Origin of the sequence: Candidatus Chlorohelix allophototropha (genome assembly GCF_030389965.1) — a bacterium.
Lineage (GTDB): Bacteria > Chloroflexota > Chloroflexia > Chloroheliales > Chloroheliaceae > Chlorohelix > Chlorohelix allophototropha.
In genome coordinates, this window is the sequence record NZ_CP128399.1 from 1,564,405 (window position 1) to 1,585,096 (window position 20,692).

Here is a 20,692-nt window from a genome sequence, read left to right on the forward strand (position 1 = left end):
TTTGTTATAAAGATTTTTCTATATGGGCTGAGCCAAACTAAAAGCCGGCAATTTGCCAGCCATTTGAATTTTACAATAAGCGAAGCTATATGGCAATAAAGCTTGGGGAACGCTTGAGTATAGGTTCAGAGAATCTTGCTGTTATTTGAAGAATGGACATAAACTTAGAGAAAGCCTAAAGGGCATCAATAATTCTAAGTCAAAGTCCATGTAAAATCCTGGTTAAGTCCTATCAAAAGACGGTCGCTACCAAGCGTAGGTGCTGAAATTATCAAGGGCTTGCCGGACATAGCTCACCATATTTTGAGGCAAGCGGTTAAAGTTGAACCATATCCTGGCTATCAAATCCAATTATGGAGCTTTTGCAGGTAACTTACCACAGTCGTCAATTAAAAATCCTACGTGAACACAGGAATAGTCATAATCTTTAAAACCCTTCCAAGTCTGAATATATTCATCCCTTATTGGTATCATTAATTTTAAGTCAGCGAGAGTTGGACCGTAAACATCAAATTCCCCCAAAGTAATATTTTCCTCTAAGACTAAAGGCTTTGTGGCTGTTGTTGCTAAGAGAAAACCTTTGTCAGCGAAAATAAATTCCAGACTATAGGTTTGAACATGATCCATTTGGGTATAGGGTATTATATATTGTAGTTCTCCATAGAATGCAATAGCCTCTTTGAGAGTAAAGTTTGTATAATAATTAGGGTTAATAAATCTAATTTTTTTCTCACCATCAGGGTAGGCTAATAGTGTACCTCCCTTTATATCTGCTCCCCAATTCCAGGTTGCAGCTTTTACTTCTTCTTCCCCTTCTTTTCCCTGAGGCCCAAAAACAGGGGAAAAATAAGTGGCAAATTGAATATTTGTTACACGTGGGATTTTTGAGAGTAGGTTAATTGCCTCATCAAAAGTAGTAATACCAGGGGTAATACCTTCCCAGCAAGGTAAGCGGCAGGGGATGCCTTGTAGCCATCTTTTCTGCAAATCCAGAGTGGTCAAGGTAGCAGTCGGAGAATTAGCAATAGGACTATTGACGGGGCTAGTAGCTTTAGCAGCCGTTAGAGGTGTAGTAGTAGCATCTGAACAGGCTACGAGCGTTAATTGCACCAGTATAAAACCACATAATATTATACTTTTTTGTATTTTCACGCTACCCTCCCAACATCTCTATGCTAAAAACCCCTCCGTTATTTTCGTGGAAGGTTCAGCGGAGGAGGTGCAAGTATTTCACCTATCTTGTTCCAGGGAGAATTCCCGGGTTCAGACTTCGCTATTTGGGCATTTTAAGCCGAATTGTATCTTTTAGCTCGTTGGGAGCAACAAGCAACGCCGCATCGGTCATGGGTTTAACCAGTTGGTTGGAGATAACCGAGGTCTTGAGTTGCTGATTTGTCCAATCCGGCTGGATTAGCAAAACCCCCACTAAGAATACACCTACCGCCAACACGCCCTGTATGAAGCCCAGTACCGCGCCTATGAGGTGATCAAGCCAGCCCAGAAAGAGCAAGCCGACTACAAAATAAAGGATGCTGGCAATTACGCTGGCGGTGAGGCTTAGCACTATCACAATTGCCAGAAACGCCGCCCCCCGCGCCGCTTGCGGGTTATCAATAAAGCCAAAAAAGGATTTGGCGACCTGTTCGCTGAAACTACCCGCCAGAATCAAACCCAGAATCAGTCCACCCAGTGCAATTGCCTGCCGCAATACGCCCCAAGCTGCGCTAACTACCGTAAAAGAGATCAGAATTGCAACTACCACTATGTCAAGAAAGCTCATCTTTTTGCTCCGGCTAATCCTTTACGTCATCTTCTGCTATTATAACTCTTATAGAAGGTAATAGTTTCACTGTTAAAATTAATTTAATTCTGAACTATAGTAAGGTGGGTTATAATTGAATCTAGCTAGATGAATTATTTTTTAAAGTGAAAATTCTAGGAAAAATATAGATGTCACAGGAAGAAGCCCAGCAATTTCCCGATAACGAGATGCTGGCTAACGAGATTCTCGATAGGTTTAGGGGTTTGTACCATCTTTTAAGGTTGAGTGCGCCCAGCGAGGCGGTTTCGCTGGAGTTCCATCGCCAATTTGATTTGATGGGTCATTCTCTGCGCGAGTTATGCGCCCGCGCTATCACCACGCCCGGATTTGAACATCTGGTGAACGGTTTAACCGAACTACAAAAGAGTTTTGCGGTATATTTGCCTTCCGAATCGCTCTTCCACGATTCCCCTGTTGCCGATACAGTTGCGCCAAATGTACTTTCACGTCTGCATCACCGCTCTGAAAGCGACCAACCTCCTTTGAAGGTTATGTTGGCAAGCCTTGAAACGCGCGAGGCGGTATTGGAGGAATTGGGCTTTGCTTCGCTCAGTTTCGACCCGGCGCGCTGGCAGATTGTGGATTTGGGTACACGTGTGCCGATTCTGGTGTTGGCTAACCGCGTGGTGGAAGAAAGACCGAACGTGCTGGTGTTGGTCATGTCCACCGGCAGATTAATACCGGAAACCTTGAAATTTATTGAAGAAGTCAAACCACGCTTGGCAGGGTTGCGGTTGGTGGTGGTTGGCTCGGCGCTTACGCGAGTGGAACACCTGACCTCGCGCCTTAGTGGAGTAGCTTACAGCCCCGACCCTTTACAGGCTGCCGAACTTGCCACGCTTTCGCTAGGACCGCTCACAGGTATGAACAATGTGCCACTGCGGTTGGAGTTGAGCCAATCGGAAGAAGATATGGATAGTCCTATCAAATCCGCCGATAGTAAGCCTGAAACTGAAAAGTAGTGCTTTTAGAAAAAGCCCCATGGAACTTGACGGCGCGAGTTGAGTTGGGGAAAGCGCGGGTTTTGCGCTAGGCTCTCCAACCGCTTGAAAAAGATTTCAACCTCGCTAGGGTCAAGCATCTGGTTTAGTTGCGCCTCTAGCTTTTTGGTTTTCACATGGTTGGTGGCAAGTTCCTGTAAATCCTGCGCAATATCTTCCGGTATGTCCATCCCGGCATAATCCCATACTACGGTGCGAAGCTTCGGCACGCTGTTAAAGCACAGCCCATGATCGATGCCCCAAACGAAGCCGTCCATTCCTAGCAGGAAATGACTGGGTTTGCGGTCGGCGTTGTTGGTAATCAGGTCAAATATAGTAATGCGCTGAATTTCAAATTCATGTTCATCGCGAAAATCGTAAAGATTGCGGCTTTCGTCAGTATCGATGAAAAGCTGCATCGTACCTATCCCATGCGGGCCGTCACGAATAACGGTGGGCGGGATAAACGACCAACCTAACGCACGACAAACCACGTAAGCGGCGCACTCACGTTGATAGAGTGTACCGTTCGGAAAATCCCAAAGAGGCGCTTCGCCGCGCACCGGCTTATAAACCGCTGCGTACTCCTTGCCCGTTTCCGGGTTGCACAGCATCGCCATAAAAGTGTAATTCGAGCCGGTAGGCATCAGTTTTAGCCCCCGTACCTCCGCACTTTCTAGCATCGTCATCGCTTCTTCTTCGGTTTGTTTCAGTCTCCATGCTTTGCTGGCTTCAGGGTTAGGTGGGGTATTGCTGCGCTTTGGTCGCATGCGCGCAATTTTAAAAACCGTACCCTGCGGCAAATACACCGGGTGGACGCTATCATCGCCCTGCGGTTGTTCTTGTTCGTCATTATTACTGCGCTTAACCATACGGTAAACCCTCGCCGCTACTCCATCAGTTCCGGTATGGGCGATTGTATTAAGCTTCGGGCTATGTGTCAATGCTACAGAGATGTAGCTCAACTAATTCGTCTCGTTTTGCCTAATTTGACGGGCTATTTTATACTTCCGCTTGAAGGTGATTTCAGTTCTCGAATCGGACAAATCGCGAGAGCAAGGCAATTAATTTTCAAAGGCGAAAGGACACATATATGAGTGAAAACGTTGTCGCTTCTTCGCAGCATGACATCGAGCTTAACGGTATCAATCTGCACTATGCTACGTGGGGTGAGTTTAGCGTCCCTGAGAAAGCGGTGATACTGGTGCATGGTTTGTCGGCAAACGGGCAAAGCATGGCTGAACTGGGAATAAATTTGGCGCAACAAGGCTATTTCGCGATTGCGCCGGATTTGCGTGGACGTGGTTTAAGTGCGAAACCGCCGCACGGTTACGGTGTTCCTTTCCATGCCAACGACCTTCTTTCGCTATGTGATGCGCTAGAACTTCCAAAGGTGAATCTGGTAGGACATTCGTTAGGGGCAGTTATCAGCCTGTTCACGGGCGCAATACACCCAAAGCGGATTGGTAAAGTGGTGCTAATAGATGCAGGCGGCAAAGTACCGCCGGAGACGGTCAATGCCATTCTTGCGGCGATATTCAGAATCGGGCAGGTTTATCCCTCAATGGCTGAATATCTTGACACTATGTTTCAACACGCTATCTACCCCCGCACCCCTTTCTGGGAAAACTATCTGCGCTACGACTCGGAAGTTTATCCGAATGGCACAGTAAGTTCTCGCGTACCAAGAGCAGCGATTGACGAAGAACTCGGCGCAAACAGCACTTTGAACGGAGAGCTTTTGTTGACTTTTCTCAAACAACCCACCCTAATAGCGCATGCTACTGTGGGTATAGTAGGGCCGGATACGGCGTATGTGCTACCGCGGGATGAAGCCTTGCGTATTAGTGAGCTTATCACCGGAAGTCGGGTAGTGGCAATTCCCGATTCAAACCACTACACCATCGCCACTTCTGAAGTGCTGAAACAGGAAATAGCGGCTTTCCTAGCAGAGTAAGCGAGTAGGGGGTTAAGGTTGTACTACAGTTCGTGCATCCGGGCGGTGGTTTCTTGCCCCATTAACCTCAATTATGCGCTGATAATCTACTATGAGGATTTCGCTCATATATGTAAACTTTCTTTTTTAGGGCTTTCTTTTTTAGGCAAGGGGTTTAAGCCCCTTGTTTGTAATCTAGGCTCATTTTTACTGTTCCAAGCGAATGTTCTATTTTTGAAAATATCAGAGGATATAATTAATTTCTATTATTTTGCGCTACTTTGGGCAAAGTATAGCTGCTACTCCGCTTCAATATTTGCATAGCCCACAATATGATTTCATAAAATTTGTTATAATACTTTAAAGGTAGTATTTGCACTACTCAAAGAGTATAGTTTTAAAAGAGAGTAATGATGCGTACCTACTGGAATACTGACCATTTCCGCCAGAGTCTGATGGTGGTGAACCTTGCCACCAAGGGATTTAACCCGGAAGAACTAAAAGTGTTTTTCTACTACTTTTTTGATACTAGCGCTGACCATTGGACATTGAGCGACAAATACACATGGGCGAAACTGCACGTGGATAATTTCCGCGCCGGTACTCTTGAAATGGACGACGACGAAGTACGCTAATACGGGCGCAGTGTAGCCTCGTATTCATGAATGGAAAATATGAATAGCGAACAAATTCTAGATACCACTCCACCGCCGTCTGACTTTCGTCTTAGCTATGGTACTGATGCAAACAATTTTGGCGATTTACGCCTCCCTTCTACCACCGGTCCGCATCCGGTGGTTATTTTCGTGCATGGCGGCTTTTGGAGAGCGCGTTATGGTTTGGAGTACGCCGGGCATTTATGCGCCGCGCTAACCGCTGCCGGGATCGCTACTTGGAATATTGAATATCGTCGTCTCGGAAACGAGGGTGGCGGCTACCCCGGTACATTGCTGGATGTAGCACGCGCCGCCGATTTCCTACGCGAAATTGCTCCCACCTATAACCTTGATCTGTCGCGGGTAGTGGTAACCGGACATTCGGCGGGGGGACATCTCGCCGCATGGTTGGCAGGTCGGCAACATATTCCGGTTGGAGACGAGCTATATACTCGTAATCCGTTACGTTTCAAAGGAGTAGTGCCGTTGGCAGGCGTGTTGAACCTGCGCCGCGCTTGTGAATTACATCTTAGCGACAATGTAACCGAGCAATTTATGGGCGGTACTCCGGCGGATTATCCTGATCGCTACGCCTTTGCCTCGCCGGAAGAAATGTTGGCGTTGGGTGTGCCGCAGATTATTATTCATGGTACTGAGGATAGTTCTGTACCCTACGAAATCAGCCTCACTTATTACGATACCGCCGTTGCACTAGGGGATGAGGCTACCTTGATTACGTTAGAAGGGGCAGGACATTTTGAAATGGTTGATCCAAACTCGTCGGAGTGGCAGCAGGTATTTGCCGCTATCACCGGGCTGTTAGGTAATAAATCGCAGGATATTGAACCTTAATTTGTGGCGAGGGGTTGAAGTGTTATTCCTTATGTCCGAGGGTTCTAATAATAGCGCCTACATATGAAAATTTTAGCAGATTAGTTTGAAATGCTATGAGAACGAAAATAATTCCACTCATTTCTGTGGTTCTGTTACTGTTAACTACAGTTACTACGCTTTTAACCCCGTCTCAAACTGCGTTGGCGGCTCCGGTTTTCGGCTCTTGCCAATTTCGCCAAATGTGGAATTATAGCGATAAGGTGGTGGATGAGGTTCCCGGGTCGGGGCGCGGTTTTACATGGGGTTCAAACACCTTTGGCGTGTTTACCGAACCTTACTTACAAGCGCCACAGGGCAAGCGTATAGTCCAATATTTTGACAAGAACCGAATGGAATGGAACGGTTCGAGCCTTACCAACGGTTTGCTGACCAAAGAACTGGTGACAGGTCAATTGCAGGTTGGCGATTTTTCTTATAGTCAGCGCGGCTCATCTGAAATCCCGGTGGCAGGCGATAATAACGTGAACAACCCTTCGCCTACATACGCCTCCTTCAAGAATTTAGTAAGCCTTTTCCCCGGTGCGTATTCCGCTCCAAATCAAATTGGAAAACAATTAGTCAATGCGCTGGATCGGAACGGGCAGGTTTATCAGTTGGTAGTGTTGCCTGCCTCACTGACCATTGCTGCTTACGACACTGCCTTGAGTCATAATATCCCCTCGGTTTTCGTGGATTACCAGCATCGCAAAGGTCAGATCTGGAACGGCAAGCGTTTCGTGGAAGGAAACATTTTCACCGATAACCCGGTTGCCAACGTTTTTGGTTTGCCGATTAGCGAAGCATACTGGGTGCGGGCTACTGTTGGCGGCAAAGAGAAGGATGTGTTGGTGCAGTTGTTCGAGCGGCGCGTCCTGACTTACACTCCTTCCAACCCGTCCGAATTTCAGGTTGAGATGGGCAATGTGGGGCAGCACTATGTAAACTGGCGGTATGAGGGTAAGCTAGGTATCATGAGTGAATCCTGCCCTGCTAGTGCAATGCCTGTGGTGGTTTCCAATCCGCGCATTTTTGCGGTTGGCGATTCGGTGATGCTTGGCGCTTCCGCCGCATTAGAGAGTACATTTCCCAATATTGTAATAGATGCAGCGGTTAGTCGTCAGGCTTTTGTAGGGATTAATATTCTCAATACACAGCGCGCTCGTGGCGCTTTGGGAGACGTGGTAGTGGTACATCTCGGCAATAACGGCACTTTTAGTCAAGCTGATTTCGATGACTTGATGGATGTGCTATCGGATGTGGGCGAAGTGGTTATCATAAATAACAAAGTGCCGCGTTCGTGGGAAGATTCGAATAATGCTTTGCTTGCTGCCAATGCCAAACGCTATTCCAATGTAGTGCTGATCAACTGGCATGATTTCGGTTACGCCAACCCCCAATTCTTCTGGGATGACGGTATTCACCTGCGCCCGGATGGGGCAAAAGCCTACGCTCAACTTATTGCAAGTAAGATTTAGACCATAACATTATCGCTTTAGGAAGATTTCGGACAAGGGGTTAATATCCCCTTGTCTTTATCCCTTTTCCTGTACACCACCTATTACTTGCTGTAATTCATCGAGGGTAAAGGGTTTTTTGATTATACCTGTAAAACCATAATCACGATAGGTTGCTATTACTAGGTCATTTGAATAACCACTGGATACAATAGCAGTAACCGCAGGATCAATCTCTCGAAGTCTTGCAATAGTTTCTTTGCCGCCCATTCCCCCCGGAATTGTTAAATCTATGATTACCAGCAAGAAAGGAGTTTCTTTCTCCAGAGCTTCGCGATAGAGCTTTATCGCCTCTCGTCCATCACAGGCTAGTGTAACTGTATAACCTAATCTTTCCAGCGCAAAGCGAAGGGTTTTTTGCACCAGTATTTCATTATCCATAACCAGAGCCGACCATTTTGCAAGCGGTAGGGTTGTTTTCTCTTTTTCTTTGGCTTTTTCGATAAATCGGCTTGCCGGAATAACTACATTAAAGGTTGTACCTTTGTACAACTCCGTATCTACAGTAATTGTTCCGCCGTGTTTCTGGATTATAGAGTAGCAAATTGCTAACCCCAAGCCATAACTCTTTTCTTTGGTACTAAAGTAGGGGTCAAATATTTTGACGAGCATAATCACGATATTGTTCTGGAATAAGCTCAAACATGTTCATGCCTATTAGTTCAGCTTGCTGATAACCGAACATACTCTCAAACCCGATATTGGTATCTATCAAAACGCCCTTTTGATGTATTGCGACACCTTCAAAGGTCGTTTCAAGGAGTATTCGGTATATATTCTCCTTTTTTTCCTGCATCAACTGTCGGTCGTGTTCAACTTGGGTACGATGATACGTGCTTGAAATTATTGCGATAGAAACTATAAACACAAAAGGTATCGGATCTACAAAGATTTGCTCATAAGAGATTTGATGGAAAAGTAAGGGGAAAATCAACAGACCGCTAAAGATAGCGATTAGAAAGCCTATTAGTTCCCGAACTGAGAGCAGTATACTACCGATAAAATTGCCAACAAACGTGATTGGCGAATACGATCGAGTTCTTTGATAGAATCAGAAGGCTTTATAAGCAAAGACCAAATTTGTATGAGTGGATTAATCACGTTTGCGATCATTAGTCTGCGCTATGTACAGATTTTTATTTGTCTTTCTTACTCATTTAGCTTTACCCATATAATTATAAAATATATTAAATACAAAAGGAATAGAATTACTTGATGGACTTATGAACTTTTCATCTCAGTTGAAATGCCTAATAAACGATTTGAATCCAGCTAAGTAGAGGTATGGATTGGTCATCTATGAGAGGTGTGCCAACATTATTTGGCTTGAATGGGTGATAAGGGAAGATGACTAGGGCAGTTCAACGGCACTCAACGTGAAGTTAAACTACCCTTCAATAATTCGTTATTTTCGCACCAGTTTGATGCCGTGCTGCCAGTTCTGGGTTTTGACCATATATTTAATCCAGATCATTGCCAGCGGTTCAAGCAAGCGCGATTCCTCGATGCCGCCCAAATCTACCACGCTCCAGCCGAAATCCTTGAGTAATCCGGTGACGGTTTCTTTAGCGGCGGCATCGTTCCCGGCAATGAACATATCAAGCTGTTCGCCCAACAAGTCGGCTTGTATCATAACAGGGGCGGTGATGATGTTAAAGGCTTTTACCACATGCGCATCCGGTATCTGGCGTTGCACAATCTCGCCCGCCGAATCGCTGAAGCCGATGGCTAACGATGGTCCGGTAGCGCCAAAGTTAAGCGGATTGGTAGCATCTATCACCACTTTGCCCGCGAGGTTTTGTGCACCCGCCAGTTGCAGGGCGTGTTCGAGTCCACCCCAGTTGATCGCCACTACCACCAACTCGCCGAATTTTGCCACTTCCTCGAAAGTTCCGGTTTTGCCGCCGGTTTTAGCCGTCCATTCTTGCAACTTTTCGCTGTTGGGTTCGCGTGAGCCGAGCAATACCGCATGTCCTTTTTTGATAAAGCCCTCGCCTAGGGTTTGCCCGACTACGCCCGACCCGATTATACCGATTTTCATGCTTGCCTCCACTGCTTAAAAATCTTGAAATATATCTATTACTATGCTAAAATGATACAGACCTGTCTGTATTTGACTTAATTATATATACAGGTCTGTATAGTGTCAAGGGGGAAATTGATAAATAATGAAAGAGACGACAAGGGGCGCAGGTACTGCCCGACAACAAATTCTGGATACTGCCAGCGTACTGTTCTATCACAACGGCTTCCGGGCGGTGGGTATTGATACCATCGTAGAGCAATCGGGTGTGGCGAAGATGACGCTTTACCGCTATTTCCCCTCCAAAGACGACCTAATCGTGGCTTATCTAGAGCGTTCAAACCTTAGCTTTTGGGAATGGTTCGAGCAAGCGATTGCTCCGGCAGGGGACGATCCGCGCCGCCAGCTTTACGCTCTTTTTGAAGGGGTTGCTGCGCTATGTGCCAGCCCGCAATGTTTGGGTTGCACTTTCCAGCATGCCGCCGCCGATTTTCCCAGCCTAGACCATCCGGGGCATCGCCTCGCCCTTGCTCACAAACGTCAGGTTTTGGAACGCTTGCGCGAGATGGCAGCCAATGCAGGTGCGTCTGACCCCATCGCTTTGGCAGCGCAGTTGCTGTTACTGATGGATGGGGCGTTCGTGGCGAGCCGCATGTTCGGCAAGGATAGCCACGCTCGTCAGGTGACGCAAGCGGCGGCGCTGCTGCTGGATACGCAATTGCCCTCGCTTCACTGAAATTACACCTGTTTCAACCTGCCAATTCACCCTTAAGCGTTACAATCGCTAACGGCGCGCTAAACGGATTTTGTTCGTTTGGTTGTTTTGTTATGATTTATCGTTAAGCGATCAGGAACTAAACAGTCTCGTTTCTTACATTAACACCATTAAAAAAGTGGTGAGATAGGCTTAAAACAGGAGGGCAATAACATGCTTGAAACAAACTTAGCCGGGAAACAGGCTGTATTGATTACCGGTACTTCCAGCGGTATCGGGCGAGGATGTGCCTTATATCTGGATAAAATGGGTTACAGGGTTTTTGCGGGCGTTCGCAATGATGATGACGCCACCGCAATTAAAAAAGAAGCTTCACCCCTTCTAACTCCCGTGTGTCTGGATGTAACCAGCCCAAGTTCTATCGCTTCCGCCAAACAGTGTATTATGGAGAAAGTCGGTGACACTGGCTTGTATGCGCTTATTAACAACGCGGGAATCAGTTCAAACGGTCCGCTGGAGTATTATCCTCTCGAACAGGTTCGCCAGATGTTTGAGGTAAATTTATTTGGACTACTGGCAGTTACTCAGGCATTTTTGCCGTTAATCAAGCTAGGGCATGGACGAATTATTAATATAAGCTCGGTTTCGGCAATGATGGCTTTTCCCTTCTCAGCGCCCTATTGTGCTTCAAAGTATGCGGTGGAGATTTTTAGCGAGTGCTTGGGGATGGAACTTTCCTCAGTTCCGGTTTCGGTGATTGAACCGGCAAATATTGCTTCTGCTATTTGGGACAAATCGGGACAAACCAATCGGCAAATACTTGAAAGTTTCCCGCCCGAAGCTCAAGCTATTTACGGGGCAGCCATAACCAAACTCAACGAGGCAAATTCCCAGCAGGTTAATAAAACCGACTCGCCGGAACGAATTGCGAAATTAGTCGTGAAGATATTAACTGTAAAGAAACCGGGAGCCCTTTATCGGGAAGGGCGGATGGTAAATCTCTTGCGCTTGTTGCGAATTTTACCGCGCGGTCTACGACACAAAATGATATTATCCCAGCTAAAATAGAAAGTTGGCAGTATTCGGTTTTCGATATTTAGCCTGTCAATAGGAATATTTGCCGGAGATAAGGTGGTTTCCTGCAAGCTTATTAGCCACAATATTTTCTATTGTAGAGGTTGTCTCGGCGCAATTACCTGTCGTTCACTGAAAATACACCTGAATCAACCACGCAGTTTACCCTGAAGCGTTATCATATTTAATGACGCGCTAAATGGATTTTCCCGTTTGGTCGTTTTGTTATGATTTAAGGAGGTTGGTATTATGGCAGTTGCAACAGATCGGAAAGGCTCGCTGGCAGTCATCAACGAATTTCTGGCGTGCAAACGGTTGGCGATAGTGGGTATTTCACGCACCGAAACGGATATTAGTCGCGCCCTGTGGAAAGAGTTTCGTACGCGCGGTTATGAGGTTGTTCCGGTGAACCCTGCCCTTAACGAAATCGAGGCTGAAAAGTGCTACGCTAGCCTACGCGATTTGCCGCAAGCGGTGGATTGGGTGCTGTTAGCTACCGCTCCCGCTGTTTCCGAGCAAGTGGTGCGCGAGTGCGCCGAACTGGGCATCAAGCGAGTGTGGTTTCACAAGGGTAGCGGTGCGGGCGCGGTCAGCGAAAACGCGCTTGAATTTTGCGCCGCGCAGGGCATCGAGACCGTACCGGGACAATGCCCTTTCATGTTCCTACCCGAAACCGCGTTCTTCCACCGTCTGCACGGCTTCGGCAAGAAGCTCACGGGCAAGTATCCCAAATAGTTCAGCCACACAACAGCACACGTTAAAATACGGCAAGGGCGGCGCAATGGTCGCCCTTTTTTCTATTTACTTTTTAACTTCGGCTGGCGCTTCAATCTTCAGACTCGGATTATTATATTCCAGAGCCTCCCAATCCAGATAGCTCTTCCCATCACTATAATCTATCCTAACTTTTAAAGGTAGCATACTCGTTTTATCATATCGAATCACCGCTTTTTGGGTTATTGTAGTAGATGTATCGCCATTATTTGGTAGGGGCGCTTCATAAGACAAAACCCCCACAGTGCGTTCGTTCAATTGCTCATCCGGCAAGATTTTGAGCGTTGGCGAACTACTCTGAGCCAGAGACATGGGATTAGCAAACATCGTAACACCCATTCCCCAACCTTCCGCATCTAGTGAGGATATAATACGCCAGCCGTTGGCTTCATTGTAGTCGTAGTAAACTTTATCAAGCGCTACACCACGAGTAATTTTACCTTCCTGTATCATTTCGGCTGAATACGCTTCAGGATTTCCGCTTGGGAGTACCAAAACCACCGCTTTGAAGTTAATATCATTGTCACTTTGTTTACCGATTAACTTGAAACTGATGGAGCTAAATTTTCCAGTTGTATACAACAGCTTATTGTACAGGGCTATTGCTTCCGGGCTGGAGGTATTTACACCCATCGGAGCTTCGACCTTTAGAGTGGTGCTATTATAATCATAGGCTCTCCACTCGGTAGCACTATTACCAGAGTCTTTGATGAACTCCCTAACCATTTTTACCGGGCGCATATTAGCCTTGTCAAAGTAAAGCCGGGCAAGCTTTAAAGGCTTATAAGTGGTAGTAGTTCTATCAACCAGCACAACTCCAACTTTTATCCCATCTAATTGCTCATCCGGCATACGTTTGACCCCAATATTGCCCATATTTTCAACCTCACTGACTTGGTAGTCCGGCAGATCATAAGAGAGGTTATCCCAGACAGTATCTACCCAACTATTGGTGATTTCAGTCACCCAGCCTTTCCCGTATTCATCTCGATACACTACCCCATCAACCAGAACAGTTCGGCTTGTTGTACTGCCAGTTTTATGTTCCTCATAAAAAGCTTCTGGAGGCGAGGTAATCACTACCGCTTTATAGTAATCACCATTTACCTTACCCTCTGTAAGGTAAGTTGCCTCAACCCTGACCGAGTCAAAATTGCTTGCTGCCTGCCGCAACTTTCGGTAAAGATAGGTTGCCTCCTGCGCTGTTAATACCACTTCGGAGCCGTATGCAGTTGTTAGCTCGTTCATTTCAGAAATAGCAATCGTAGCTTCAGGCGTACCACCCAGATAAGGTTGGTTACCAGTATTGATAATGGGACGTTTAGTGGCTACAGTCGTAGTAGGAGTAGCAGTACTGGTGGTTGTTATAGCGGCGGTAGTTACTGTAGGAACAGTAGTAGATATGGATGTGGTAGGAATGTCAGTAGCAGGTACAACCGTAGCAGTATTATTACCACAAGCTGTCAAAAGCGCACCCAGCGCCAGTAATACGATACAAATACCACTAATCTTGTTTTTCATATAGCCTCCTTTCACTTGGCAATCCCAACATACAATTTTGAGGACTGTATATCATAGGGTTTTTACTGCCAACTACTGTAAGGCTTCCTGCCTTGATACCTGTAAATGAAGGCTTTTAGAAAAGGTATCAAGCAAGATTGCGGTGGTGGAGTGTGTGAGTGACGTAACCATTTCCACCGCAGAGACGGCGAAATAATAAAGGTAGTTTACTCACCCTTACTACTTATATTATACGATGTTGATAAAAGTAGTTTTATGAGGCGAACATTAAAAAAGCGGTTCGTCCCCTCTCATAAGGTTGCACGAACCGCCTTTTATAAAAATTACTCCGCCTTTGCCAGCGAGGCTTGCTTGATGAGCGAACGCGCCAACGCCCGGATGTGAACCTCGTCCGGACCGTCCACCAAATGCATCATGCGTCCGGTAGCCCACATGTGCGCCAACGGCGTATCTTGGCTGATGCCCTCGCCCCCGTACACTTGAATAGCGCGGTTGACCACGTTGGTATGCACTCGCGGCGCGACCACCTTAATCATGGCAATCTGGTTCATAGCAGCTTTCTTGCCGATGGTATCCATCGTCCAAGCGGCTTTGAAGGTTAGCAGACGCGCTTGCTCGATTTCGATGGCGGATTCGGCGATGTAATTCTGGATAACGCCGTGTTCGGCAAGTCGGCTACCGTAGGTGGAACGCTCGGTGGCGCGTTTAATCATCAGTTCCAACGCAAACGAAGCCGCCCCGATAGAGCGCATGCAATGGTGGATACGTCCGGGACCAAGACGTGCCTGCGAAATGGCAAAAGCGGCGTTCTCATCGCCCAGACGGTTGCTGACAGGCACGCGCACATTCTCAAAAACCAGTTCGGCATGCCCGTCATTGTGGGTATAGCCCATCACGCTCAAGTTGCGCAGCACCGTCAGACCGGGAGTATTGCGCGGAACTAGCACCATCGTGTGGCGTTGATGCTTAATCGGGTTGTCCGGGTTCGTTAGCCCCATCACGATGAATATTTGGCAACGCTCACGGCTTGCTCCGGTAGTCCACCACTTGCGCCCGTTCAGCACATACTCATCGCCCTCGCGCTTGATGGTAAATTGCAGGTTGATAGGGTCAGAACTAGAAACGCCCGGTTCGGTCATGGCGTAACCTGAGCGAATTTTGCCTTCCAGCAAAGGCTCAAGCCACTGCTTTTTTTGTTCCTCTGTGCCAAACTGCGCGAAAATCTCCATATTGCCCGTATCGGGCGCATTGCAGTTAAATATCTCCGAAGACCATTCCACCCGCCCCATAATTTCAGCCAGCGGGGCATATTCGAGGTTCGTTAGTCCTGCCCCGTACTCATCATCGGGCAAGAACAGGTTCCACAAGCCCTCGGCGCGTGCTTTCGCTTTTAATTCTTCCAAAATAGGCGGGTAAAAATGGGGGTCGCCCGATTCGGCGATTTGCTGCTCGAAAGTCTCCCGGTTGGGAATGACATACGCATCCATAAACGCCTGCAATTTGCGGCGCAACTCATTCACTTTGTCTGAATACTCAAAATCCATTGCGGTTCACCCTTGAACGACTGCTAAACTTGCCCTGTTGTCGATTAAAAACGCCTGTAGCCCCGGCGCAAAGGGTTGGTGAGGAAAAGGTGATGCAGTACAAATAACTCGTCAATAATACAACAAAATAAACCGCCCTCAAAACCAATTCTCCAATTAGTGATTTCGCCCTGCACGGTTGAATTCGCTTCCCGTGCGTGCTATCATCTCTACCCCTGATGAATAAACATAAACTGTAGAAAGAATCATTAATGCACATATTACTAACCAATGATGATGGTATTGATAGTCCGGGCTTGCGCGCTAACTATGATGCGCTGGTGAAAATCCCCGGTGTACAGGTTTCGGTGATTGCGCCCGACCGCAATTGGAGCGTGAGCGGGCATAATAAAACGATGGATCGCCCCCTGCGAGTACGTGAGGTGAAATGGTGGGGCGGCGAGGGTGTGGCTTTCTCTACCGATGGCACGCCTGCCGACTGTGTGAGCATTGCCAGCCTCGGCTTTCTCGAAACTCCGCCCGATTTGTTGGTCAGTGGCATCAATACCGGACCAAACTTGGGCGATGATGTTACCTACAGTGGCACGGTGGCGGCAGCGATGGAAGCGCATATTGCCGGATTTGCCGCGATTGCCGTTTCGCTGGATGCCTATTCCAACTGGCATTTTGAAACCGCTTCAAATTTCATTGCCGATCTGGTAAGGCGTTTTCAGAGCGGCGCGCTAAAGCTACAACCGGATAACTTCTGGAATATTAACGTACCGAATTTGCTGCCCGAACAAATAAAAGGCGTGACGCTAACCCGGCAAGGGCGGCGCATCTATACCGATGAACTGCACAAGCGCACAGATCCACGTGGCAGCGCTTACTACTGGATTGGGGGAGAGCGTCCAGGTGGCATTCCCGGCGAAGGTACTGATATTGAAGCGATAACGCAGGGCAAAATCTCAATTACCCCTTTGATGCTGGATTTGACCAACTATAAATTGTTGGAAGAAATGCAAGGCTGGGAATTTTAAGAGAGGAGCGGAGCAATGGAGTACCAGAATGTGCTGCTGCAAATCGAAGGGGCGCGCGCCGATGTAATCATCAACCGTCCAGAGCGGCGCAACGCCCTTAATTCTGCCACTATCTCCGAACTGGTGGCAGCATTTGAAGAATGTCGCGATAATCCGGCGGTACGGGTGGTAGTGTTGAGCGGCGTGGGCGACAAGGCATTTTGTGCGGGCGCAGATTTGGCAGAAACTCAGCAAAGCATGAGTGAATACGCTCGTTGGAAAGGGCGCGAACCTTTCGTGTACCTGTGGGAGTTACTAGGCAAACTCGGCAAGCCTATCATCGCACAGGTACAGGGCGCAGCGTTGGCGGGTGGCATGGGTTTGGCGCTCAACTGTGATTTTGTAATTGCGGGAGAGCAAGCGCGTTTTGGTACGCCCGAAATCAACGTGGGCATGTTCCCCATGATGATTTCGGCGATTCTCATTCGCAATCTAGGGCGCAAGAAAGCCATCGACCTGATGCTGACCGGACGACAGATTGACGCACACGAAGCGGAACGCATCGGGGTGGCAACGCGCGTGGTGGCGCAGGTGCAGTTAAAACAGGAAGTGGACACTTTAGCAGCCGAACTGGCAGCAAAAAGCCCTGCTATCATGAAGTTGGGCAAGGACGCGCTCTACAACGCCACCGACTTACCTTTTGAGCAAGCGCTAGATTATTTGAGTTCGATGCTCTCATTGTGCATCCTCACCGAAGACTCCAGAGAAGGATTAACCGCTTTCCTTGAGAAGCGCAAACCCATCTGGAAAGGGCAATAACTGGCAAAGAGCGGCATCCTCGCCGCTCTGTTTAAACCCCCCGCATCTTATAAAACAATAGTTCTACAACTTAATGTGAAATTATTAACGCTAACCAAATTGAGCTTGTACATTATAATTTGACAGAAATGAACCACATATAATTATATCTGTTGCGCTAATTAATTGTGATAGATTCAGCATGGATTGACTATTAGGTTCAAATATATAAATACTATTGTCACAATTATATTTATAAAGATTTATAAAATAGTATAAAAGAAAGCTCTATATTTCTGAAATACTATGGTAATTTTGTAAAATTTGGGTTATTATATTAATCAGCATAGTCGTTTTAGAAACGGCTAATAATTTCAATAGCAGTGTATAATAAAGGGAGTGGGTTTATGGTTGCGGAAAGAAGCCTGAGTATTCTTGAAGGGCTGGCGCCGATAATCGGTTTACGCATTCGCGAGTCACGTACCGATAAAGGGATGAGCCAGAAAGAACTGGTCGGTGAGCGGTTTTCCAAAAGTTACATAAGTTCAATTGAGCGTGGGAAAATTACCCCCTCCCTTAAAGCGCTTGAGTATATTGCTAAACAATTGGGAGTGACCGTTTCTTACCTCCTTACCGGAATACAGCCCGGTCAACTGGCATCAACTATCACTCCGATGGATGACGAGCAAGAATCACCCGCCCGCTGGGATTTGCTGATTACCGAAGCTAAAATTTTAAGAGAGCAGCGCCGCTACGAACAAGCCCGGAACTTGCTTGCTACTAAAGTGCGTATCCGCCAGCTAAACGTTGAGCAACTTAAGAATTATCATTTCACGCTTGCTACTATACTGGTCGATCTGGATAATTCATCGCTGGCTTTGCCCGAACTTGATGCTGCTCGTGAACTGGCTGAAAAAACCGTTGACTTCGAGATGCAGGCGAAGGTACGCCAGCTTACCGGAATCGTTTACATGCTCCAATCCAAGCCCGTGTTGGCAATCGAGCAATTGCGGGCAGCAATTCAATCAGTTGAAAGTGGGCAAATCAAGGACATTCAGTTCCAGTTGAGCATCTATAGTAATCTCGGAATCCTGCACTACCAGCTTGGCGACCTGAAAGAAGCAATTTCGATGTACCGTGAGGCGTTGCGTTTGGCAGAAAACGCCGCCAGTCCCGACAAACTAGCTAATCTTTATGCGGGTCTCGGCGCACTTCATCGCGAAAATGGCAACCTGAACGCTGCCCGTAACTTTGCTAACAAGGCGTTGGCATTATACGAATGTGCCAGCAATCAGCGCGTTCTTGCCCAACTTCGCGCCGGGTTCGGGGTGTTGATGCGAGAAACCGAGCAATTTGATGAAGCCGAAACTCAGTTTGAGGAAGCATTGCGGATTGCTTCATTCCAGCGCAATGAAGAAGCAGTCACTCATGCCCATATGAATCTGAGCGATCTGTTTCTGGAGAAGGGTGAACTGGAGAAAGCGCGGGCGCATAGCGATGCCATGCTTGCTACTATCGACAGTGTGGATATTACCGCTAAAGGTCAGGCATTTGCCAGCCGCGCCGGGTTACTTTCTTCCCAGCAAGATTTAGATAGCGCGATTCGTTTCTTCGAGCAAGCGGTGGAATTGCTAGAACAGGCTAATGCGCGTGATTTGCTTAGTAAAATCTATTTTCGTTACGCCGGAACGCTACGCCAGAAAGGTGATACTGCTCGTGCTGCCGAGATGTACGAACGCGCCTATCGCCAGTTGAATCGCGCCGGTCTAGCAGTCGAACGTTAGAATGAATTGAAAACAAGGGGCGTAAGCCCCTTGCCTGAAACGCTAGTTCTTCTAATAACCTCGCCCCATCTGAGTATTTAATTTATGTTATATTCATAGGCGCATTTTTCAGGGCTTCCAATTCCTTGATAACTTCGCGCTTCTTGATTTTCAACGTGTGAGTCTGTGGAAATTCCGGTTCGTGCCATACGGTAAAGCCCTTGATATATTGGTAAGGGGCAAGCATCTTGTTAGCTTCTTTTACCAACGCTGCCGGATTACCTGTTTCAGGTTCACAAATCAGCACCGCGTGTACTTGCGGTTCGGGCTTCTCAGGGTATGCTACCACCACCGCTTCTTTGATGCCGGGAACTTGCTTTAGCGCATGCTCTACATCTTCAGGATAGACGTTTTTACCGTTGGAGAGTACAATCATATCCTTCTTGCGACCGCGCAGATATAAATAGCCATCTTTATCGAGATATCCCAAATCGCCGGTTCTAAACCAACCCTCTTCGAAAGCGTCACCAGTGGCTTTCTCATTGTGCCAATAGCCGCCTGTAATGTTTGCGCCTCTTAGCAGGATTTCACTATCCTCGTTGAATTTTATCTCTATTCCCGGCAACACTTTCCCAACCGAAGTTGGGTCTTTCTGGTATAGAGGAGTGCCGGTGACAATCGGTGCGGCTTCGGTCAAGCCGTAGCCTTGCAACACCTGAATACCCAACAAATTCCACTTGCGTGCCAGTCCGGGGTCGAGGTATGCGCCCCCGGCTACGAAATAGCGCAAATGTCCGCCCAGCCGTTTGTGTACGGTTTTGAAAACAAGTCGGCGTGCCTTGAGCGGCAAAAACTTTGCTATAGCCAGCATACGCTGCCAAATTTTCTGCCTGCCCTGCTTTTTAACTTCGCGCTCCATCCCGTCCATAAAAAGCTGCAAAACTTGTGGCACTAGAATTATGATAGTTATATGCTGTTGCTGCATTGCGCTAAACAGCGTATTTGGCTGCAAACTGGCAGGATAATAAACGCTTGCGCCTTGATATAGTGGCTGTAAAAGACCAAGCGTTTGCTCCAGCATATGACTTAACGGCAGTAGCGACATAAGGCGATAGTTCGGCAGAAATGGCACAATCCCGTTGGTGGCTTCCACGTTTGAAAGCACATTGCGGTGGGTCAGGATAACCCCTTTAGGGTCTCCGGTTGTGCCGGAAGTAAACATTAGCAAAGCGATGTCATCGGCTTGGGTGGGGCATTGCGGCAAGGGTTTACCTGTATCCGGTAGCTTTTCCAGAGCTTCAAGCAGGGTTGACGGTATATTTGCATTCCAACTTTCCTGAGTCTGCGTTGAGAGTATCGCTAGGGTGGCTTCGGAATGTGCCAACACCTTGTTTACAAAATCCTTGCTGCTGCGAATATCAATAGGAACTAGAATTGCGCCGACCTGATGGCAGGCGAAGTAAGTTGCTACCCACCAAGGGCTATTCGGCGCCCAGATTATAACTCGATCCCGGTTTTTAACACCCTGTTCTGTTAGCCAGTTTGCGATGATTCTGACTTTATCCAACAACTCCTGATAGCTCCACTGCTCTACCTTTGCGCCCTGCCCGGTCAACAGGGCGGGGCGGGCGCTATAACGCTCAACCCTGTTCATTAGAAACGAACTCAACGTTTGCATACTACTAACCTCCCTGTTACATA

20 protein-coding genes are annotated in these 20,692 nt (G+C 47.4%); 11 read left to right on the top strand and 9 right to left on the bottom strand.

The window, feature by feature from the left end; all coding sequences use genetic code 11:
- Positions 1-351: 351 nt before the first annotated feature.
- Positions 352-1,152: a hypothetical protein gene (locus OZ401_RS06590; RefSeq protein ID WP_341467430.1), complete on the bottom strand. Its 801-nt coding sequence runs from the start codon at positions 1,150-1,152 to the stop codon at positions 352-354.
- Positions 1,153-1,273: 121 nt separating this feature from the next.
- Positions 1,274-1,780 carry a CvpA family protein gene (locus OZ401_RS06595; protein ID WP_341467431.1) on the bottom strand — a complete coding sequence of 169 codons (507 nt, stop codon included), beginning with the start codon at positions 1,778-1,780 and terminating at the stop codon, positions 1,274-1,276.
- 170 nt (positions 1,781-1,950) lie between these two features.
- Here OZ401_RS06595 and OZ401_RS06600 point away from each other — a divergent pair, with 170 nt between their 5' ends.
- On the top strand, positions 1,951-2,784 hold the full coding sequence (locus OZ401_RS06600) for a hypothetical protein (protein WP_341467432.1): 834 nt from the start codon (positions 1,951-1,953) through the stop codon (positions 2,782-2,784).
- Positions 2,785-2,789: 5 nt separating this feature from the next.
- Here the strand turns inward: OZ401_RS06600 and OZ401_RS06605 are convergent, their stop codons facing one another.
- Entirely contained in the window at positions 2,790-3,767 is a 978-nt protein-coding gene (locus OZ401_RS06605) for an SCO1664 family protein (protein WP_341467433.1), read from the bottom strand.
- Between the two features lie 128 nt (positions 3,768-3,895).
- On the opposite strand from OZ401_RS06605, the gene OZ401_RS06610 reads away from it, so the two are divergent.
- The 4 genes from OZ401_RS06610 (at position 3,896) to OZ401_RS06625 (ending at position 7,742) form a co-directional block, all read left to right on the top strand.
- A complete protein-coding gene (locus OZ401_RS06610) occupies positions 3,896-4,759 on the top strand; it encodes an alpha/beta fold hydrolase (protein WP_341467434.1) in 864 nt (287 codons plus the stop codon).
- A gap of 389 nt (positions 4,760-5,148) precedes the next feature.
- Positions 5,149-5,373: a hypothetical protein gene (locus tag OZ401_RS06615; protein ID WP_341467435.1), complete on the top strand. Its 225-nt coding sequence runs from the start codon at positions 5,149-5,151 to the stop codon at positions 5,371-5,373.
- Between the two features lie 39 nt (positions 5,374-5,412).
- Positions 5,413-6,246, top strand: a complete 834-nt coding sequence (locus tag OZ401_RS06620) for an alpha/beta hydrolase family protein (RefSeq protein ID WP_341467436.1) — start codon at positions 5,413-5,415, stop codon at positions 6,244-6,246.
- A gap of 95 nt (positions 6,247-6,341) precedes the next feature.
- Positions 6,342-7,742, top strand: a complete 1,401-nt coding sequence (locus tag OZ401_RS06625; protein WP_341467437.1) for an SGNH/GDSL hydrolase family protein — start codon at positions 6,342-6,344, stop codon at positions 7,740-7,742.
- Positions 7,743-7,799: 57 nt separating this feature from the next.
- On the opposite strand, the gene OZ401_RS06630 is transcribed toward OZ401_RS06625, so the two are convergent.
- The 3 genes from OZ401_RS06630 to OZ401_RS06640 all read right to left on the bottom strand — a co-directional run bounded on the left by OZ401_RS06630 (position 7,800) and on the right by OZ401_RS06640 (position 9,822).
- Positions 7,800-8,393: a response regulator gene (locus OZ401_RS06630; protein ID WP_341467438.1), complete on the bottom strand. Its 594-nt coding sequence runs from the start codon at positions 8,391-8,393 to the stop codon at positions 7,800-7,802.
- On the bottom strand, positions 8,374-8,649 hold the full coding sequence (locus OZ401_RS06635) for a PAS domain S-box protein (RefSeq protein ID WP_341467439.1): 276 nt from the start codon (positions 8,647-8,649) through the stop codon (positions 8,374-8,376). The genes OZ401_RS06630 and OZ401_RS06635 overlap by 20 nt, the downstream gene beginning before the upstream one ends.
- Before the next feature lie 537 nt (positions 8,650-9,186).
- Positions 9,187-9,822, bottom strand: coding sequence for an NADPH-dependent F420 reductase (locus OZ401_RS06640; RefSeq protein WP_341467440.1), 636 nt, complete (start codon positions 9,820-9,822; stop codon positions 9,187-9,189).
- A 127-nt stretch (positions 9,823-9,949) separates the two neighbouring features.
- Here OZ401_RS06640 and OZ401_RS06645 point away from each other — a divergent pair, with 127 nt between their 5' ends.
- From OZ401_RS06645 to OZ401_RS06655, 3 genes are all read left to right on the top strand, one after another.
- The gene (locus OZ401_RS06645; protein WP_341467441.1) at positions 9,950-10,540 is read left to right on the top strand and encodes a TetR/AcrR family transcriptional regulator; all 591 of its coding nucleotides are present in this window, start codon (positions 9,950-9,952) and stop codon (positions 10,538-10,540) included.
- A 192-nt stretch (positions 10,541-10,732) separates the two neighbouring features.
- On the top strand, positions 10,733-11,587 hold the full coding sequence (locus tag OZ401_RS06650; RefSeq protein WP_341467442.1) for an SDR family oxidoreductase: 855 nt from the start codon (positions 10,733-10,735) through the stop codon (positions 11,585-11,587).
- A gap of 255 nt (positions 11,588-11,842) precedes the next feature.
- Complete coding sequence (locus OZ401_RS06655) at positions 11,843-12,328, top strand: CoA-binding protein (protein ID WP_341467443.1); 486 nt, start codon at positions 11,843-11,845, stop codon at positions 12,326-12,328.
- Between the two features lie 66 nt (positions 12,329-12,394).
- Here OZ401_RS06655 and OZ401_RS06660 read toward each other — a convergent pair whose 3' ends face one another.
- Together OZ401_RS06660 and OZ401_RS06665 are read right to left on the bottom strand one after the other, a co-directional pair.
- Complete coding sequence (locus OZ401_RS06660; RefSeq protein WP_341467444.1) at positions 12,395-13,888, bottom strand: hypothetical protein; 1,494 nt, start codon at positions 13,886-13,888, stop codon at positions 12,395-12,397.
- A 323-nt stretch (positions 13,889-14,211) separates the two neighbouring features.
- Positions 14,212-15,432 (bottom strand): acyl-CoA dehydrogenase family protein, encoded by a 1,221-nt coding sequence (locus OZ401_RS06665; protein WP_341467445.1) that lies wholly within the window; start codon positions 15,430-15,432, stop codon positions 14,212-14,214.
- A 251-nt stretch (positions 15,433-15,683) separates the two neighbouring features.
- Between OZ401_RS06665 and surE the strand changes: the two genes are divergently transcribed.
- The 3 genes from surE to OZ401_RS06680 all read left to right on the top strand — a co-directional run bounded on the left by surE (position 15,684) and on the right by OZ401_RS06680 (position 19,012).
- On the top strand, positions 15,684-16,451 hold the full coding sequence (gene surE / locus OZ401_RS06670) for a 5'/3'-nucleotidase SurE (protein ID WP_341467446.1): 768 nt from the start codon (positions 15,684-15,686) through the stop codon (positions 16,449-16,451).
- Positions 16,452-16,466: 15 nt separating this feature from the next.
- The gene (locus tag OZ401_RS06675) at positions 16,467-17,249 is read left to right on the top strand and encodes an enoyl-CoA hydratase/isomerase family protein (RefSeq protein WP_341467447.1); all 783 of its coding nucleotides are present in this window, start codon (positions 16,467-16,469) and stop codon (positions 17,247-17,249) included.
- 386 nt (positions 17,250-17,635) lie between these two features.
- A complete protein-coding gene (locus OZ401_RS06680) occupies positions 17,636-19,012 on the top strand; it encodes a tetratricopeptide repeat protein (RefSeq protein WP_341467448.1) in 1,377 nt (458 codons plus the stop codon).
- An 82-nt stretch (positions 19,013-19,094) separates the two neighbouring features.
- On the opposite strand, the gene OZ401_RS06685 is transcribed toward OZ401_RS06680, so the two are convergent.
- Complete coding sequence (locus OZ401_RS06685; protein ID WP_341467449.1) at positions 19,095-20,669, bottom strand: AMP-dependent synthetase/ligase; 1,575 nt, start codon at positions 20,667-20,669, stop codon at positions 19,095-19,097.
- Between the last annotated feature and the right edge of the window lie 23 nt (positions 20,670-20,692).

Coding starts and splice junctions, on each gene's coding strand:
- OZ401_RS06595 (WP_341467431.1), bottom strand. CDS start 1,780: ATGAGCTTTCTTGACATAGTGGTAGTTGCAATTCTGATCTCTTTTACG.
- OZ401_RS06600 (WP_341467432.1), top strand. CDS start 1,951: ATGTCACAGGAAGAAGCCCAGCAATTTCCCGATAACGAGATGCTGGCT.
- OZ401_RS06610 (WP_341467434.1), top strand. CDS start 3,896: ATGAGTGAAAACGTTGTCGCTTCTTCGCAGCATGACATCGAGCTTAAC.
- OZ401_RS06615 (WP_341467435.1), top strand. CDS start 5,149: ATGATGCGTACCTACTGGAATACTGACCATTTCCGCCAGAGTCTGATG.
- OZ401_RS06620 (WP_341467436.1), top strand. CDS start 5,413: ATGAATAGCGAACAAATTCTAGATACCACTCCACCGCCGTCTGACTTT.
- OZ401_RS06625 (WP_341467437.1), top strand. CDS start 6,342: ATGAGAACGAAAATAATTCCACTCATTTCTGTGGTTCTGTTACTGTTA.
- OZ401_RS06630 (WP_341467438.1), bottom strand. CDS start 8,393: ATGCTCGTCAAAATATTTGACCCCTACTTTAGTACCAAAGAAAAGAGT.
- OZ401_RS06640 (WP_341467440.1), bottom strand. CDS start 9,822: ATGAAAATCGGTATAATCGGGTCGGGCGTAGTCGGGCAAACCCTAGGC.
- OZ401_RS06645 (WP_341467441.1), top strand. CDS start 9,950: ATGAAAGAGACGACAAGGGGCGCAGGTACTGCCCGACAACAAATTCTG.
- OZ401_RS06650 (WP_341467442.1), top strand. CDS start 10,733: ATGCTTGAAACAAACTTAGCCGGGAAACAGGCTGTATTGATTACCGGT.
- OZ401_RS06655 (WP_341467443.1), top strand. CDS start 11,843: ATGGCAGTTGCAACAGATCGGAAAGGCTCGCTGGCAGTCATCAACGAA.
- OZ401_RS06660 (WP_341467444.1), bottom strand. CDS start 13,888: ATGAAAAACAAGATTAGTGGTATTTGTATCGTATTACTGGCGCTGGGT.
- OZ401_RS06665 (WP_341467445.1), bottom strand. CDS start 15,432: ATGGATTTTGAGTATTCAGACAAAGTGAATGAGTTGCGCCGCAAATTG.
- surE (WP_341467446.1), top strand. CDS start 15,684: ATGCACATATTACTAACCAATGATGATGGTATTGATAGTCCGGGCTTG.
- OZ401_RS06675 (WP_341467447.1), top strand. CDS start 16,467: ATGGAGTACCAGAATGTGCTGCTGCAAATCGAAGGGGCGCGCGCCGAT.
- OZ401_RS06680 (WP_341467448.1), top strand. CDS start 17,636: ATGGTTGCGGAAAGAAGCCTGAGTATTCTTGAAGGGCTGGCGCCGATA.
- OZ401_RS06685 (WP_341467449.1), bottom strand. CDS start 20,669: ATGCAAACGTTGAGTTCGTTTCTAATGAACAGGGTTGAGCGTTATAGC.